The 17,401-nt window shown below is 46.7% G+C and carries 13 protein-coding genes; 8 read left to right on the forward strand and 5 right to left on the reverse strand.

From position 1 onward, the window contains the following. Positions 1-37: 37 nt before the first annotated feature. On the reverse strand, positions 38-643 hold the full coding sequence (locus ACO0KV_RS06365) for a TetR/AcrR family transcriptional regulator (protein WP_423041037.1): 606 nt from the start codon (positions 641-643) through the stop codon (positions 38-40). A gap of 399 nt (positions 644-1,042) precedes the next feature. Here ACO0KV_RS06365 and ACO0KV_RS06370 point away from each other — a divergent pair, with 399 nt between their 5' ends. The 5 genes from ACO0KV_RS06370 (at position 1,043) to ACO0KV_RS06390 (ending at position 8,959) form a co-directional block, all read left to right on the forward strand. Continuing rightward, positions 1,043-3,340: a putative bifunctional diguanylate cyclase/phosphodiesterase gene (locus ACO0KV_RS06370; RefSeq protein ID WP_423041039.1), complete on the forward strand. Its 2,298-nt coding sequence runs from the start codon at positions 1,043-1,045 to the stop codon at positions 3,338-3,340. A gap of 312 nt (positions 3,341-3,652) precedes the next feature. Beyond that, on the forward strand, positions 3,653-5,575 hold the full coding sequence (locus ACO0KV_RS06375) for a PrkA family serine protein kinase (protein WP_423041041.1): 1,923 nt from the start codon (positions 3,653-3,655) through the stop codon (positions 5,573-5,575). A 190-nt stretch (positions 5,576-5,765) separates the two neighbouring features. Further along, positions 5,766-7,037, forward strand: a complete 1,272-nt coding sequence (locus ACO0KV_RS06380) for a YeaH/YhbH family protein (RefSeq protein WP_423041043.1) — start codon at positions 5,766-5,768, stop codon at positions 7,035-7,037. Positions 7,038-7,045: 8 nt separating this feature from the next. Next, entirely contained in the window at positions 7,046-8,584 is a 1,539-nt protein-coding gene (locus ACO0KV_RS06385; protein WP_423041045.1) for a SpoVR family protein, read from the forward strand. 51 nt (positions 8,585-8,635) lie between these two features. Further along, entirely contained in the window at positions 8,636-8,959 is a 324-nt protein-coding gene (locus tag ACO0KV_RS06390; protein WP_423041047.1) for a hypothetical protein, read from the forward strand. Here the strand turns inward: ACO0KV_RS06390 and ACO0KV_RS06395 are convergent. Beyond that, the gene (locus ACO0KV_RS06395; RefSeq protein WP_423041049.1) at positions 8,926-11,298 is read right to left on the reverse strand and encodes a heavy metal translocating P-type ATPase; all 2,373 of its coding nucleotides are present in this window, start codon (positions 11,296-11,298) and stop codon (positions 8,926-8,928) included. The genes ACO0KV_RS06390 and ACO0KV_RS06395 overlap by 34 nt on opposite strands. Positions 11,299-11,447: 149 nt before the next feature. Here ACO0KV_RS06395 and cadR point away from each other — a divergent pair, with 149 nt between their 5' ends. Further along, positions 11,448-11,879 (forward strand): Cd(II)/Pb(II)-responsive transcriptional regulator, encoded by a 432-nt coding sequence (gene cadR, locus ACO0KV_RS06400; protein WP_423041051.1) that lies wholly within the window; start codon positions 11,448-11,450, stop codon positions 11,877-11,879. Positions 11,880-11,883: 4 nt separating this feature from the next. Here the strand turns inward: cadR and ACO0KV_RS06405 are convergent, their stop codons facing one another. Then, positions 11,884-12,567 carry a MarC family protein gene (locus tag ACO0KV_RS06405; RefSeq protein WP_423041053.1) on the reverse strand — a complete coding sequence of 228 codons (684 nt, stop codon included), beginning with the start codon at positions 12,565-12,567 and terminating at the stop codon, positions 11,884-11,886. Positions 12,568-12,653: 86 nt separating this feature from the next. On the opposite strand from ACO0KV_RS06405, the gene ACO0KV_RS06410 reads away from it, so the two are divergent. Both ACO0KV_RS06410 and ACO0KV_RS06415 read left to right on the forward strand, forming a co-directional pair. Then, a complete protein-coding gene (locus ACO0KV_RS06410; RefSeq protein WP_423041055.1) occupies positions 12,654-13,196 on the forward strand; it encodes a GNAT family N-acetyltransferase in 543 nt (180 codons plus the stop codon). A gap of 152 nt (positions 13,197-13,348) precedes the next feature. Beyond that, the gene (locus ACO0KV_RS06415) at positions 13,349-14,431 is read left to right on the forward strand and encodes a calcium:proton antiporter (protein WP_423041057.1); all 1,083 of its coding nucleotides are present in this window, start codon (positions 13,349-13,351) and stop codon (positions 14,429-14,431) included. A gap of 50 nt (positions 14,432-14,481) precedes the next feature. On the opposite strand, the gene ACO0KV_RS06420 is transcribed toward ACO0KV_RS06415, so the two are convergent. Continuing rightward, positions 14,482-15,072 (reverse strand): response regulator transcription factor, encoded by a 591-nt coding sequence (locus ACO0KV_RS06420; RefSeq protein WP_423041059.1) that lies wholly within the window; start codon positions 15,070-15,072, stop codon positions 14,482-14,484. Positions 15,073-15,260: 188 nt separating this feature from the next. Continuing rightward, a complete protein-coding gene (locus tag ACO0KV_RS06425; protein WP_423041061.1) occupies positions 15,261-17,285 on the reverse strand; it encodes an ATP-binding protein in 2,025 nt (674 codons plus the stop codon). Between the last annotated feature and the right edge of the window lie 116 nt (positions 17,286-17,401).

Genomic DNA, 17,401 nt, shown 5'->3' on the forward strand with positions numbered 1-17,401 from the left:
TATTTAACGTTGCATTTAAGGCGATGTTGAAAATAAATTATGAAGACTGTAATAATGCTTTGGTTTGTCTGAACGCGAGCTGCAAAGGACGCATCTGACGGTTTACCTTCGTCAGTAAAGAAGCGCCAACCCACGTGCTGTACAAAGATTCGGCGACTTCATCAGCATTGAGTTTATCTGAAATACTACCTTCGCTCTGTGCGGTACGCACCACGTTGGCAATTTGTGCAGTAATGCCATTCATCCCCACGGCTAATGCCACACGCATTGGCTCAGACAGATCGGCGACTTCAGCGGCTAACTTGACTGCAAGGCAAAGCTTGTGACACTCGCTGCTTTCGGTCGTGGTTTGCCAGTTCTGGAAGTAGGTCAGCAAACGTTGTTGTGCTGAAAGGCGATTGTCTCCAAATAACGCAGTCAGACGTGACTGATAATCGGCGAAATAACGTTCTAGCATTGCCACGCCAAAGCCTTCTTTGGACTGAAAGTAATGGTAGAACGACCCTTTTGGCACTTCCGCGGCACCAAGAATTTCACTGAGTCCCAATGCGCTAAACCCTCGACCCGCGATCAGACTTTCACCTGTCGCTAGAATGCGTTCACGGGTGTCTTGATGGAGTGGGCGAGAGGATAATAGGGTCATAGCTATTTATTTTAGTAGACCAGTCAACTAGCGTCAAGCATAATTCTGTCTTACAGATGTCACACAGCACAGTTATCTGCTGCATTTCGTAGAAAAAAATGTAACAATCAGCGGTGCTAGACGACTAGTAAAGTATTTAGTCAAATAATGCGTATACCTTTGTGGTTCAGATTGTTGATGATGGTACTAATGGTGGCATTGGTCGTGGCTTAACGATGTGATTTATAGCATGATTAATGACATGATTAATGATGACACGAAGCTGGTCTTGATGAAGATCATGCGTACTTCAATAACGTAATGTGTTTGTCCTGAATGGTTATTTTTGCAATTGAAAAATGATATTTTTTGTTGATGTGCCATTTTTTTCCTTCTTTTTTATATTGATAATCAGAATTTATGTTTCGCTGGCTTTTCCTCAATGAGAGTGCTCTCACGCCTGCTGAACATGCTGCCTGGAAAATCAGCGCTTTGCGCATTATCTTAGTATCGAGCTTTTTCCTTGAAGGTTGGATTGCTGTTCATAGCGCGCTCAATTCTGCAGCCCAGGGCGCATATCGGGTGTTGTGGATCGTTGCTGGTTTGTATGGCTTAAAATCGCTCGCATTGCTTGTTTCTCGTCGCTCATTAAAACTAGGCGCCAGTCTGCTTATTGCCAATTTGTATGCGATAGCGATCGTCGTCGCCACGACAGTACCTGACCCTTCTTTAGCGCGATTAGCGTATGTCCTAGCCTATGTAACCCCTGTCCTTGCTCGTGTTTTTTTTGATACGCGCCTCGCATTGGTGTTTATGTTGTTAAATACAATCGGCTGCTTTCTGGTATTGGCCGAGGTGCCGGTACCACATCTGATTGATTTACATATTGCGATGCCGTATGCGCCGCAATACATCCACGCTTTGCTCTTCTTGTTTATTAACGTCTGTATCCCGTTAGCTGTTTTTCGGATTCTGAATGCGTTTGATCTATCGTTGGCACGTTTTCGCGATGCGAGTGATGCGCTCAAGATAAGCTATATTCAGTATCAGGAAATTTTTGAAAATGCTGGTACCGCGTTGTTATTAACGGATGCTTACGGTCAGATTCTGCAAGCAAATCGACAGGCTAATTTATTGCTCGGACGCGACCCAGAAAATGATGACGAGTTAGCTTTATTTAACTGGCTTTCGATTGATGATAGTGTGCGCATTACTCCCGGCGAAGCGGACGATGAGGGGCAATTGCGCCTATCTGCATACCGAACGCGTGACGGTAAAATGGTGGCGCTAGATAATATCTCTCAAACGTCGGCAGACCATTACATCGTTGCTTTACGTGACGTGTCGAATTTGCATAGCATGCAAGATGCGTTGAAACTGAGTCAGGAGCGCCAAGACTATCTCAGCAATCACGATGCACTCACCGATTTGCCCAACCGCGGCATGTTAAAGCATTATTTACAGGCGCTATTACTCAATCCTGATCCAGCGCAATTGAATGTGACTGCGGTTGTTTCATTCCGGCTCAATAGTATTCGCCATGCTAATCAGCAATATGGGGCGCAGACCGGTGATGTGTTATTAAGGCGTTTTGCTGATGAGTTGACGCAAGTGTTGCCGAAAAATTGTTTTTGTGCACGCTTACGCAGTATCGTTTTTTCATTTGTTGTTGATCATCTGCGCACCCCGCAAGATGTCATTCAATTTGTTGATCAAGTACGCCAGGGCTTGCCGACGGAAGTCGAGCTCAATGGTGAAACATTGTTAGTGCAATTTTCAGCGGGTATTGCGATTGTTCGACCGGAGGATGTGGAACCTGATGACGTTCTTCGTCGAAGTGAGGTGGCATTAGATACTGCTCGCCGCTCAAATGATCAGAGTGTGACTCTATTTGACGAAGATGATGCTTTGCAAATTCTTAGGGGGGTAGAAATTGAGGTGGGTATCGTCAATGGCTTGAAGCAGAACGATTTCTATATGATGTATCAACCCAAAGTGACGCACGATGGCGCAGTGCTCGGTGTTGAAGCGTTGTTGCGCTGGAAGTCGCCAACCTTGGGTAAGGTATCTCCAGCGGAATTCGTTCCTATTGCTGAACGCTCAGGACTGATACAGCAAATTAGTGAATTTGTTCTACAGCAAGCTTGTCGCCAGGTGCGTAGCTGGCTCGACGAGTTTGGTGAGAGCCCTGTCATTGCCTTAAATCTTGCAGCGAGTGATATCGCCCAGCCCGGTCTTTTGGATCTAATTGCGAAGACCTGTCACAACTATCGTGTTGAACCACAGTATTTAGAATTTGAGATTACAGAAACTGGGCTGAGCGCCAACGAGGCATTGTCGATTCAACATCTGCATGCATTAAAAAATCACGGTTACCGGATTGCGATTGACGATTTTGGAACAGGCTATTCTTCCTTATCAAAACTGAGTCATTTTCCTGCGCACACTGTCAAAATTGATCGTTCTTTTGTGGCGCAAATTGGCTACAACCGCAAGAGTGAAATGATTATTAAAGCGATTGTGTCACTGGCTAAAATTCTTGCTTGTACAACGGTTGCTGAGGGTGTTGAGAACGAGAGTCAGGAACTATTCTTGAAAGAAGTGGGTTGTGATTTATTTCAGGGTTATTACTACCATCGGCCTTTAAACATTCATGCAATGAATACCTTATTAAGGGCATCGCATTTAAAAGCGAAACAATTATTGCAAGTGTCCTAGTCTTTTACTTCAGCATCTTTCATTAATGATACGTATCGCTGAAATTCCAACTTAACATAGTCGTTTTTTTATTCTATCTTTTCTTTTTATGTTTGACTTTTATGGTCAGCGCTCAAGGAATATATCTTTTTATTATCCCGTTTTTTATCTGTTTGTTGTTGCTTTTAAAAAAGAAATATTTTAATCAACATAAATTTCTAATTTCATCTACACTAACCTCGTAGTGTGCTGGCAGGCATGCCAAATTAAGTACATCAATGTCGCCAGTACTATTCGGTATTCGCATGTGATTGCTTAACCAGGGAGGTCGAGATGAACATCTTTGACAACTACGCTGCACGGTATGAACGGACTCGAGAAGAAGAATATTCAATGCAAGAGTATCTCGAGCTCTGCAAGAAAGACAAACTAGCCTACGCTAGCGCCTCAGAACGATTGTTAGCGGCGATCGGTGAGCCCGAATTTGTCGATACGCGACATGATCCTCGGCTGTCACGAATTTTTTCCAATAAAGTCATCAAAATCTATCCTGCGTTCCGTGAGTTTTACGGCATGGAAGAAGTCATCGAGCAGGTGGTGTCGTATTTTCGCCATGCTGCGCAGGGCTTGGAGGAGCGTAAGCAAATTATTTATCTTCTCGGACCTGTTGGCGGTGGTAAATCGTCGATTGCCGAAAAGCTTAAAGTGTTAACGGAAAAAATTCCGTTTTACGCGATCAAAGGATCGCCAGTGAATGAGTCGCCACTCGGACTCTTCAACGAAGAAGAGGACGGCGCGTTACTGGAAGAAGATTTTGGTATTCCACGTCGTTATTTGAAAGGGATCCCCAGCCCATGGGCAGTGAAGCGCCTGCATGAATTCAATGGGGATATTAATCAGTTTCGTGTCGTGCGCCGTTATCCGTCGGTGTTAAAACAAATCGCGATCTCGAAAACAGAACCCGGTGATGAAAACAACCAAGATATTTCTTCGCTAGTTGGTAAGGTCGATATTCGCAAACTCGAAGAATATGCACAGGATGATCCTGATGCCTACAGCTATTCCGGCGGGCTTTGCTTGGCTAATCAAGGACTGATGGAATTTGTTGAGATGTTTAAAGCACCGATTAAAGTGCTGCACCCCCTATTGACAGCAACGCAGGAGGGTAACTTTAAAGGTACTGAAGGCTTTGGTGCGATCCCGTTTGATGGTGTTATTTTGGCACACTCGAACGAATCGGAATGGAAGACCTTTAAAAACAATAAGAACAACGAAGCTTTCTTGGACCGGATTTATATTGTTAAAGTGCCTTACTGCTTACGTGTTAGTGATGAAATTAAGATCTACGATAAATTAGTCCGTACATCGTCATTGTCTGCTGCGCCTTGCGCACCAGGGACCTTGAAAATGATGGCGCAATTTGCGGTGCTATCACGTCTGAAAGAACCAGAAAATTCTAGTATCTTTAGTAAGATGCTAGTCTACGATGGAGAAAATCTCAAAGACACTGATCCCAAAGCGAAATCGCACCAGGAATACGCCGATTATGCGGGTGTTGACGAAGGCATGAATGGCTTATCCACTCGCTTTGCGTTTAAGATTTTGTCGAAAGTTTTTAACTTTGATAACACCGAGGTTGCAGCTAATCCCGTTCATTTGCTGTACGTACTTGAGCAGCAAATTGAACGTGAACAGTTTGCTCCTGAGATCGAACAAAAGTATGTGTCATATATTAAAGAGTATCTGGCGCAACGGTATGCGGAGTTTATTGGCAAAGAAATACAAACGGCCTATCTCGAAAGCTATTCCGAATATGGACAGAATATTTTTGATCGCTACGTGACGTTTGCCGACTTTTGGATACAGGATCAGGAGTTCCGTGATCCGGATACTGGCGAGAGTTTTGATCGCGACGCGCTCAATAATGAACTCGAAAAAATTGAGAAGCCGGCGGGTATATCTAATCCAAAAGATTTTCGTAATGAAATCGTCAATTTTGTGTTGCGGGCAAGAGCGCAAAATGCGGGCAAAAATCCGGCATGGACGAGTTACGAAAAACTGCGGACAGTGATTGAGAAAAAAATGTTCTCGAACACAGAAGAGCTCTTACCAGTGATTTCATTTAATGCCAAAGCCAGTGCTGATGATGCGAATAAACATCAGGAATTTGTTGATCGCATGGTGAGCAAAGGGTATACCGCGAAGCAAGTGAGATTGTTATGTGAATGGTATTTGCGTGTTAGAAAATCATCGTAACTGATTAGAGCGAGGTTGAATTGACGTTGAAGACAGTCTGGCGTTGCTGTTGCAGATAGAAATGAAGGTGTATCAACGTTGTTTGCGTTGACGTCCCTCTGCAATGGCGCGTTGATTAGTCCACTTGGATTTGATGAGACTGTTTTCTGCGTAAAGTGGTGACTCTATTGAGGGCAAACGGGAGAGCATTTTGGTTCATCTGATTGACCGACGTATTCAAGGTAAAAATAAATCCGCCCCAAATCGCGAACGGTTTTTGCGTCGCTATAAAGGGCAGATTAAAGAAGCGGTTGCGCGGGCAGTAAAAGGGCGTTCGATTACGGATATCGAAAGTGGCGAGCGTGTTTCTATCCCCGTCAAAGATGTCAACGAACCTAACTTTGGTCACGCCCATGGCGGCGTGTGGGAAGGGGTGCAACCAGGTAACGAGCAATATCAAAAAGGCGATCAGATTGCTCGCCCTAAAGGTGGCGGTGGCGGAAGTGGCAAGGGACAGGGGGGAAATAGCGAAGATCCCGCCGAAGACGATTTTGTATTTCAGTTGAGTCGCGAAGAATTCATGAATTATTTCTTCGAGGATCTCGAGTTGCCTAATATGGTGAAGACGCAACTGACCTCCACCACTGATTTTAAAAGTCAGCGTGCTGGTTATAAAACCTCTGGCACGGCATCGAGCCTGCATGTGTTGCGTTCGTTGCGCGGCGCAATGGGAAGAAGGATTGCTGTCGGTGGTAAGTCATCCCGCCGTCTAAAAGCTGCTGAAGCCGAGTTAACCGCTTTACTTGATGCCGGAATCGCCGTTACCGATAACCGTATTGTATTGTTGAAACAAGAAATACATCATTTACGTCTGCGACTGCTGGCAATTCCATTTCTCGACCCATTTGATCTCCGCTACAGTAATCGGATCAAAGTGCCAAAACCAGCTAGTCAATGCGTCATGTTTTGTTTGCTCGATGTTTCCGGTTCGATGGATGAGCAAAAAAAGGATACAGCGAAACGTTTTTTTATTTTACTGTATCTATTTTTAACCCGTGCTTACGAAAAAATTGACGTCGTCTTTATTCGCCACCACACCACGGCGCAAGAGGTTGATGAGGATGCTTTTTTTCATTCGAGAGAGTCGGGAGGAACGATTGTTTCGTCAGCCCTAAATTTGCTCACGCAGACCATACAAGAGCGCTATGCGGCGAGTGATTGGAATGTCTATGTTGCACAAGCCTCTGATGGTGATAACTGGGATAATGATTCCGTGAATTGTCGGCAACTGCTGATCAATAAAGTGATGCCCTTGGTGCAGTACTACGCCTACGTTGAAATTACCGAAGGTGAACCACAGAATTTGTGGCTGGAATACGAGCAGGTTGCGGCGCGTCATGCACACTTCGCGATGCAGAAAATAGAATCCCCGGCCGATATTTATCCGGTGTTTAGAGAACTATTTAAAAAACAGCCGAATTGAGGTTCATCATGGAAATCGTACATGACACGCCCAAGCTAAAACATCCGAATGCACTGCCAGAGCAGTCGGAATGGACTTTTGAACTAATCGAGCAAGCGCATGAAGAAATCCGTCGTGTTGCTGAAAATTTTGGACTCGATACCTATCCCAACCAGCTCGAAATTATTACCGCAGAGCAGATGATGGATGCGTATGCCTCAGTTGGTATGCCGGTCTCTTACAATCACTGGTCGTTTGGTAAGCATTTTTTATCGACAGAAAAAAGCTATCGGCGTGGCCAGATGGGCTTGGCATATGAAATCGTGATCAATTCCAACCCATGTATTTCTTATCTCATGGAAGAGAATAGCCTGACGATGCAGGCACTCGTCATTGCCCACGCCGCTTATGGACATAATTCTTTTTTCAAGGGTAATTACTTATTCCGTACCTGGACCGATGCCGATGCCATCATCGACTATATGGTGTTTGCTAAAAACTATATCGCCGAGTGTGAGCAACGCCACGGCGCCCAAGCCGTTGAATTAATTATTGATTCTTGTCATGCATTACAAAACTACGGTGTCGATCGTTACAAACGGCCAGCGCGTATTTCATTAACGGAGGAGCGTGAACGTCAAGCCGAGCGAGAGAATTATCTACAATCTCAGGTGAATGATTTGTGGCGCACCATACCTCGTCGGCCGGAAGTAGTTGAAAGTCTGCAGGAACGACGCTTCCCGCAGGAACCACAAGAAAATTTGCTCTACTTTATTGAAAAATATTCGCCGCTACTTGAATCTTGGCAACGGGAGATCGTGCGGATCATCCGGAAGATTTCGCAGTATTTTTATCCACAGCGACAAACACAGGTCATGAATGAGGGATGGGCAACGTTTTGGCACTACACCATTTTGCATCAGCTTTATGATGAAGGTATCGTGGGGGATGGCTTTATGATGGAGTTTTTACAAAGCCATACGAATGTTGTCTACCAGCCGCCGGTTAGTAGTCGTTATTTTAACGGTATCAACCCGTATGCCTTAGGGTTTGCCATGATGCGTGATATTCGCCGCATTTGCGAAAATCCAACCACGGAAGACCGCGAATGGTTTCCGGATGTGGCTGGCAGCGACTGGAAACAAACCTTGCAGTTTGCGATGCGTAATTTTAAAGATGAGAGTTTCATCGCTCAGTATCTATCGCCTAAATTAATTCGTGATTTCCATTTTTTTTCGATCCTCGACGACGACAGTAAAGATAAACTGCAGATATCAGCGATTCATGATGAAAACGGTTATCGCTATATTCGCCAGCAGTTGGCGGGTCAATATAATCTTGGCAATCGCGAGCCGAATATACAGGTATGGTCCGTCGACATGCAGGGTGACCGTTCGTTGACCTTGCGTCATACCCAATACCAGCGCAGACCGTTAAATCCACAAACGGATGAAATGCTCAAACACGTCGCGCGCTTGTGGGGCTTTGATGTCTTTCTGGAAACAGTGGATCAACAGAACAAGGTGTTGGCTCGGCAAGAGTGCAAATGGGAAAAACGTAGCCGTTAAGAAGCGCTTCGGATAGAATGAAGCACACACTAACACGATGGAGATAGCACTATGTTTTTGGATTACCCGAAAATTTCTGCAACGAATAGCGAAACAGAGCCAGACCGGCTTGAGCGTCTCAGCCGCGTGTATGGATATGCCGCTGGATTGGCTGACCTTGATGGAAATTCTGAATGCATAGAAAAGCTTGCTAAACTGCATGACCACAAGGGCACGCTGATGGTGATCTGGCATGCTGCGCCAACATCGCAAGAAATCGGCTACTTTTTACGTGCCTGGCAGAGTCGTATTGGTGACGAATCCAACCAGGTCGAACATGCGTTGATGATCAGTGAATCGGCTCAGCGCGTTGTTGAGGCCAGCGAATCTGAATAAGTCAGTAATCGCACACCATTGAGCACCACAAGTAAGCTGGTGCCAGTGTCGGCGAACACAGCCATCCACAGGCTTGCATGGCCACCTAGTGCGAGTGCAAAAAATACAAATTTCACAGCCAGTGCAAAAATGATGTTTTGCCATAGGATCGCACTGGTTTTGTGAGAAATGCGGATAAATTCCGGTAACTTCCGCAAATCGTTTTGCATGAGCGCAACGTCTGCTGTTTCTAACGCGGTGTCACTTCCTGCAGCCATAGCAAAGCCAATATGCGCACGAGCGAGCGCTGGTGTATCGTTAATGCCATCCCCTGTCATCCCCGTTACCCCCTGATCGGCGAGTTGCTTTACCGCCTCCAGTTTATCTTGCGGTAATAATTGACTACGAACGTCGGTGATGCCCGTTTGAGCCGCGATTGCTTGTGCCGTGTGGTCGTTATCACCGGTCAGCATTAAAGTGGCAACACCGAGCGCATGCAATTCCTCAATCGCCTGTTTGCTGGTGGCTCTGACCTGGTCGGCAATCGCAAGCAATCCAATTAACGTCTCGTTTGCGCACAAAAAAATCACCGTATTGCCACGTTTTTCCAGTTCCTGCACTTGTTGATCCAGGTCGCTCATTTGATCCTTGCTGATCACTATGTGAAGCTCTTCAATCAGCGCGCGGTTACCCAGTTGGTATTGCACCCCACCGATAATACCGTTGATGCCACGACCACGTCCCACTTCTGACAAACTGATATCAGACGCAGAAAATAAGCTTTCTTTACAGGCCTCAATCAGCGCATGTGCCAGCGGATGGCTGGAGTTTGCATCCAGACTTGCTGCCAGTCTCACTATTTCCGATTCAGAAACACTACTGAGACTGACGGTTTTTGTCAAACGTGGCTTCCCTTCCGTCAGTGTGCCGGTTTTATCAAAAGCCACTGTCTTTAGCTGCCGTCCATGTTCTAAAAATAAACCACCTTTGACAATAATACCGCGACGTGCTGCTAGTGCCAGACCACTAACAACAGTCACCGGTGTCGAAATGACCAACGCGCAAGGGCAGGCGATGACCAGCAATACTAGGGCACGGTATAAGCTGTCATGCCAGCTGTGGTTTAAAACGAGAGGCGGAACGAGCGCCATTAATAGGGCGAACATAAACACACTCGGCGTGTAAATGGCCGCAAATTTATCTACAAAGCTTTGCATTGGCGCACGTTGACTTTGTGCATCCTGTACCGATTGTGCAATACGTACCAGCATGGTTGCGTTAGCGGCTGCAGAAACGCGAATCTGGATGGCGCCGGATTGATTTATGCTACCTGCATAAACGATATCGCCGATACGTTTTTCAACCGGGCTACTTTCACCAGTGATTGCCGCCTGATTGATGTGTGACTGTCCTGCCTCAATCGTGCCGTCTAAGGCGATACGGTCACCAGGGCGACACTGAACTAGCGCGCCAACTTCAACATTGCAGGTCGGTGTTGCTTGCCATGATGCATCTACTTGTTGAACCAACGCCGTTTCTGGTGCATGGGCCAGCAAGCCACTAATCGCATCGCGGGCGCGCAACAGGCTTGCTGCCTCGATCATTTCTGCTACGGCGAACAAGCAAATAACCATCGCTGCTTCTGGCCACTGTCCAATCGCTAACGCGCCAATCACGGCAGCAGTCATTAGTAAATGAATATTTAATGTGAAATGACGCAGCGCAATCCAACCTTTTTTGAGTGTCGGAATGCCACAGGCCAGAATCGCGCTCAGTGCCAATAAACCGACGACGACCGAGGTGTCACTGCTGGTCAGCCATGCTGTCACTTCTGCTGCCGCAGCAGCGACAACACCGATGGCGACCTTCCAATACTGTCCTCTGGATGGTGTTGCAGGTGCACTGGCTATCTCGCCGTCGGCTAACTCTGTGCCGGACATCCCCAGTGCCTTTAGTTTGGTGTGGATTTCAGCCGGATCTTGCTGGTAATGATGGACCGTCAGAATGCGGTTAAGCAAATCGAAATCCAGACCCAATACATTCGGCATGCCCGTCATGGTCCGACGAATCAAGGCCTCTTCAGTCGGGCAATCCATGTCCGCAATATGCAAGCGAAGACGTTTGGCGTCTGTCGGAACTACTGCTTTCACTGTATTGGAGACTGCATCTTGCCCGTGATCATGACTGCAGGCGTGGCCATGCTTATGTTCGTGTACGTGTTTGTGTTCGTGAGCATGATCGTTGCTATGCTTGTGCTTGTGCTTGTGCTCGTGTTTTTGCTCATGTTTGTGACTATGCTCATGCCCATGATCATTCTTTTCTTGATGATTGTGGCCGCAGCAGGTCGTATCTTGAGTCATGGTAGTTCCAATTCAGAGAAGTTAGAACTAGTGTAGACTCTGGAGTCACTACAGGGTCAAGCAGATTTTTTGTGATTTTTGATGTTGTTAAAAAAGTATTTTTTTTGTGTAAGGTGAGCTTTATTTTATGGTCTTTATGAAAGAATAAAATGCGTATCAGCGAACTTGCTAGTGCGACGGGTGTCGACCTGGAAACCATTCGGTATTACGAAAAACAAGCGTTACTTCCTGCACCAGCGAGGGAGGATAATGGCTATCGCAGTTATACGGCGGAGCATTTAGAACGTTTGTCGTTTATCCGTCATTGCCGGGCGTTAGATATTCCGCTGGCGGATATACGCCGGTTGGTCTCTTTTATTCAGAGTCCGGCAGAGGATTGTGGCGATATTAATCACCTTATTGATCAGCAGATTGCTCGCGTCAAAGCGCGGTTAAAAAGTATGAAAGCACTGGAGAAACAGTTGAGTCAACTGCGGGCGCGGTGTGATGATCGCCACCACGGGAAAGAGTGCGGAATTCTGCACGAATTGGTGTCCGCCGCGCATGGCGAGGCGTGTGCCTGCCATACGGACGGAAAATAAAAAATTACTGCGCAGCGAGTTCGGCAAACAGATCTGCAATACCTGCCCAGCCGATGGCAATACCGATACACAACAAAATAAATGCTGATAAACGCATTAATACCGTAGCACCAACTTCACCTAGAAACTTCTCCATATTACGCGCGAACCGATAACATAAATAAATGACGAGGGTTGTCAGTAACACGCCTATCGCTGAAGCGATGCTAATTACCAAAAAATCAACTGGCTTATTTGGCATTTGCGTTCCCAACGTAATCGACGCAGCAATGGTGCCTGGACCCACAGTGAGAGGAAAACTGAAGGGATAAAAGCTGCGGCGGCGTAATTCATCTTGGCTCCAATTTCCACCATGGGTGGCCGCTACTGAGTTGAGCAATTTATCCTGACTTTGGTCGTTCAACAGCTTCCAGCCTGCCATCCCGACAACGATACCACCGGCGACACGTACAATCGGAATCGAAATACCAAAAAAATCGAGCACATAAGAGCCGATGAATACCGCACCCATTAACAAAAAAAAGCAGTTCAATGCGATTCGTTTTGCCAATCGGTTGGACAGAGCGGGATCCAGTGGCCCTGTCATCGACAGAAATATCGGCGCAACAGCGATTGGATTTAAAATAGGTAATACCGTGACTGGTACCACAATCAATGCTTTTAAGAATGCGTTTATCGCAACACTCATGAAGAACTCCATAAAAATCTTAGCGTGTGATTATAAAGTCCACGCGGCGAATCGTGTTCGTCTTTACAACGCTATCATCTTGAAATATGTCATTTCCTGAGTTACGCACCGACCGCCTCGAGCTGCGCCGTATTTCTGCAGCGGATCAGACGCTGATATTCACCGCCATGTCGCACCCTGAGGTTACTGCGTTTTATGGATGCCGTTACGAAACGCTGTCTGAAACACAATCACTGATGGCGTGGTTTGAAGTCATTGTAAATCATGGTACTGGAATCTGGTGGGGGATTTGCCTCAAAGACGCACCTGACCAATTAATTGGTGCCTGTGGTTTTCATGACTGGGATCGTGAAAACCATTCTGCTGAAATCGGATTTTGGCTACTCCCTGCGTACTGGCAACAAGGAATGATGCAAGAGGGTCTTCGCACGTTGCTGCCATTTTGCTTTTCTGAACTAGCAATCCACCGGCTGCAAGCTTATGTCGAGGTGGGTAATACCTCTTCTCAGAAACTACTTCTGAAGTTGGGTTTTCAACCGGAAGGCGTATTACGTGGCGCGAGATTGAAAGAGCAGCGTTATTCCGATCTTCTTTTATATGGCAGATTGGCAATGGATGGTGGCGATTAAATGAACAAAACGCAACTATAGCGGTCTTATTTTGATCTGACCCAGCTAAAATTGCTGGGTATTGCTGGGTATTGCTTTGTAAGCAGGGTAGCGTAGCAAGTGTTTTGCTGCTGCTTTACGATGAGTCAGTCTGATAACAAGAGAAAGTGATTATGATAATAACCCCCGTTTTGCCACGCTGGTCTGTGTTAATCCCGGTTTTCGCATGGCTTGCGCTGGCTGGCTCTTTACTCCACTTTGGTTCTTTGTACGCTATCGTACTCACCATTGCGCTGTTCGGAGGTGTACTGACGGCGGTATATCACGCTGAAGTAGTGGCGCATAAAATTGGCGAACCATTCGGTACCTTGTTACTGGCGTTGGCGGTGACCCTGATCGAAGTGGCGCTGATCGTTTCGTTGATGTTGTCAGGCGGTGCGGCAACCGCGGGTTTAGCACGCGATACCGTTTTTGCTGCCATTATGATTATTCTGACAGGCATCATTGGCCTGTGTTTATTGGTTGGTGGTATTCGTCACCGTGAGCAAAGTTTTGGGTTGCAGGGTGCCAGCACGTCGTTAGCGACGCTCGCTGCCTTAGCGGTGCTGACCTTGGTATTGCCGAACTTTACGTCGACCGTTGTAGGTCCATTTTATAGTGCTAGTCAGTTAGCTTTTATCGCTGTTGTGTCCGTCGTGCTCTATGGCACCTTTGTTTTGATACAGACCGTCAGACATCGTGATTATTTTTTGCCGGAAGTGGCCGTTAGTGATGAAGGTGTACATGCCCCTAAACCGTCGAATAAAGTTGCCTGGTGTAGTGCAGGGTTGTTGATTGTCTGCCTTGTTGCCGTCGTTTTGCTTGCCAAATCACTTGCGCCGAGTCTGGAATCTGCTGTCGCTGCGGTAGGGGCACCCAAAGAATTAGTCGGTATCATCATTGCGATGATTGTACTGTTACCAGAGGGGATTGCTGCGGTGAGTGCGGCGCGGTCCAATCGTCTGCAAACCAGTATCAATCTAGCGCTGGGCTCGGCATTGGCGAGTATAGGACTCACGATTCCGGCAGTCGCTATTATTTCGTTGATGACGGGCTGGCAGTTGAGCTTGGGGATTGACGCGAAATCAACGGTGTTATTGTTGCTCTCGCTCATCATTACGACACTGTCTCTGGGGACTGGAAGGACCACCATTATGCAAGGCACTATTCACTTGGTCATTTTTGCAGTATATCTGTTCACGACGATTGTGCCGTAAGTGCCTTGGCTGGCATTTTTTGCGTTTGAGGGTGTTTTTTAGGTCGACATTTACTTCAGAATACCAGCTAGTTCCACCGCAGTCTTGACTTGCATTTTGTCAAAAATATGTGCCCGATGAACTTCCACGGTACGCATACTGATTCCCAGATGATCTGCAATCACTTTATTCATCTTACCTTGCAGGATCAGATCAAGTACTTCCTTTTCACGTACAGACAAGCTCGCCAGTCTGTCGTGAACGGCGGCAGCCAAACCCGCTTCGCGTGATAAGGCGAGCGCTTCTTGTACGCGATCCATGAGCTTGTTGTCGTTAAACGGTTTTTCAAAAAAATCAAACGCTCCGCGCTTTAAACTATCAACCGCCATGGGTACATCACCATGACCAGTGAGAAAAATAACGGGTAATCGTTTGGTGAGTTTCTTTTCTGAGAGCACATCGAACAGACCGATACCGCTGAGTTGCGGCATCCGGACATCGAGCAAAATACAGTCACCAGCCTGATCGAAACGCAGTGGTTGCGCTAAGGCTGCCAGAAATTGCTCACCGCTGCTGTAACCGATAGCAGCGATTTGGCGTGAACGCGCCAGCCATGACAGCGAGTCACGGATGACATCTTCATCGTCAATAATGTGTAGCATTGTGTCTCCCCAAAAACTTTAAAATTCAATCTGGTACTAACGGTTGCAATCTTATGTCTGCATGTCTGAGACCAAACATCCACGTTGCTATGTTGTGTTTCCGATCAACCCATCATTCAATGGCTCGTGCTGTTAATAACGGCTGTGTCTATGGGTGCTGCGTAATACATCTGCACTTGATATCGGTTTTATCTTTGCTTTATACCAGTTTCAGGCATTGACGTTGACGTACCGTGAAATGCTGGTAACGCAAAGCGGAAGATAGTACCACCAGCTGGGTTATCGCTGTGCGTGAGTTTACCACCATGAAATTCTATCGCAGTACGACAGATATTGAGTCCCATCCCCATTCCAGATGCTTTGGTGGAAAAAAACGGTGAAAATAGCCGTTCAGCAATCGCTTCTGAGATCCCAGTGCCGCGATCAGTGACTTCAACGACGACCTGATCGGCACTCTTATCCAGACTGGCCTGTATCCGCAGATTTCGTTGTCCATCAGGTGTTTCTTGCATTGCTTCAATGGCATTACGGGTCAGATTTAAGAGTACCTGTTCGATCAAAACCTTGTCCGCGAGTACGTTAGGTAAATTTTTTGTTGGTAGCCACTGCAGGTGGATATGTGATGCCTGCCCTTGTAATTCAATTAATGGCATTGTGTTTTGGACCAATTCGCAGACATCAACCTGCTCTCTAGTGGCTTCACGTTTTTTGACGAACTCATGGACGCTGCGAATAATCTGCCCAGCACGCTGCGCTTGGTTGTTGACTTTGCCCAGTGCACCGAGCAATAAGTTTTTATCCGCACTATCTGCTTCAAGAATATTCATTGCACCGGTGGTGTAGCTGGAAATAGCCGCCAGAGGCTGGTTTAACTCGTGTGCCAGCATCGAGGCGATTTCCCCCATGGTTGCCAGTCGCGCACTAGCATGGAGCTTTTCTTCTTGTTGCCTTGTTAATTCTTGCGCCCGTTTAAGCTCGGAAATATCGAGGATAGAGCTCATCCAGCCCGATTGCTTTCCAGTTTCATCAATCAGTGCTGATTCGTAAATCAATACCGAAATTTTTGTGCCATTGGCATGTTGATAAATAGTTTCAAATCCATTCGCGGGGACGGTTCCGGCGAGGAGTTCCGTAAATCGCTGTTTATATTCTGCGAAGGCTTCCGGCGCCCAGTAGGGCATTGGCGGCAAGCGGCCGATAATTTCTTCTGCCGGAAAACCAACCATTGTGCAAAACGCAGGGTTGACGTAGGTAAGTCGCCCTTGCATATCGCGCGCACGCAAACCAGTCACCAGTGAGTTTTCCATGGCTGTTCTGAAGATAACTTGCTGGCGCAGCGCTCCTTCGGTGGCAAGGCGGCGGTTGATGTCACGCCAGAGTGCTGCTAGGCTCCAGATTAACCCCAGCGATAAGACGATCACGACTGACACCAGCAAGTTCGCCAGCAATTTCGGTTCACTTTTGTTGCTGTTGGTGTGCAAGACCAATGGGAGATCTGGCAGGTCTAGCGTACGGTTATGGGTGTAGATGTTCTTCCCCAATCCAGCTGACGCACGGGTGGCGTACACTTTATCGTCGATATCGACCAGTGATATTTGGTTATCCTGCGCAAACCACCACGGAACTAGCTCCTCTAATATGCCGCTGGCTCGGTAAGTAATGATAATGCGGCCAAAATGTTTGCTACCTTTGATCAGTGGGATCTGGCAGTTGATGACATAGGAGTTTTTTTCTGCTTTAGCAAACTGGTCATCTAAAGTAGGTGAGAAACAACGGGTGCGTATATCAAACTCAAGAGCACCGGACTCTTGATACGGTAGATCAGGTACGTGCTTGCCTGACGGCCCCTCATCTGTGCTTGCAGTCACCAAGGTGTTATTGTGGTTAAACCAAGCTAGACTTGATATTTCGTGATTACTATTACGCAAACGTTCAAAGCGTTCAAGCACTTCAGCAGGTTTTAAACCGATACCCATGATATCAGCACCAATCTGGCGCAACATTTCATCATTTCTGTCGATTTGAAACTGAATTGCATGTTCTACCCAAAGGGTATCGGCAATCAGTTGCTCTTGGCGCTCGTTGGCTTCCATGCGTTGCGCTTGCAGTGGCAACCAGCTCAGGGTGGCAAGGAATAAGGAAATCAGCAGGATCGGAATGATCCAGCGCCATTTTTCTTTTGACCAAGAGCGTGATTTATCGAAAATCTTCATGCTCAACAGTGTAATGTACAAGTGATTTGAGCACTAGCGTGAATCCTCATCTGTCTTACAGTGATGCTTGTGGTTTTCCACACTTGTTGTTTAAACTTTATTTCTGAATAATGAAT

Origin of the sequence: Undibacterium sp. RuRC25W (assembly GCF_049339825.1) — a bacterium.
Lineage (GTDB): Bacteria > Pseudomonadota > Gammaproteobacteria > Burkholderiales > Burkholderiaceae_D > Undibacterium.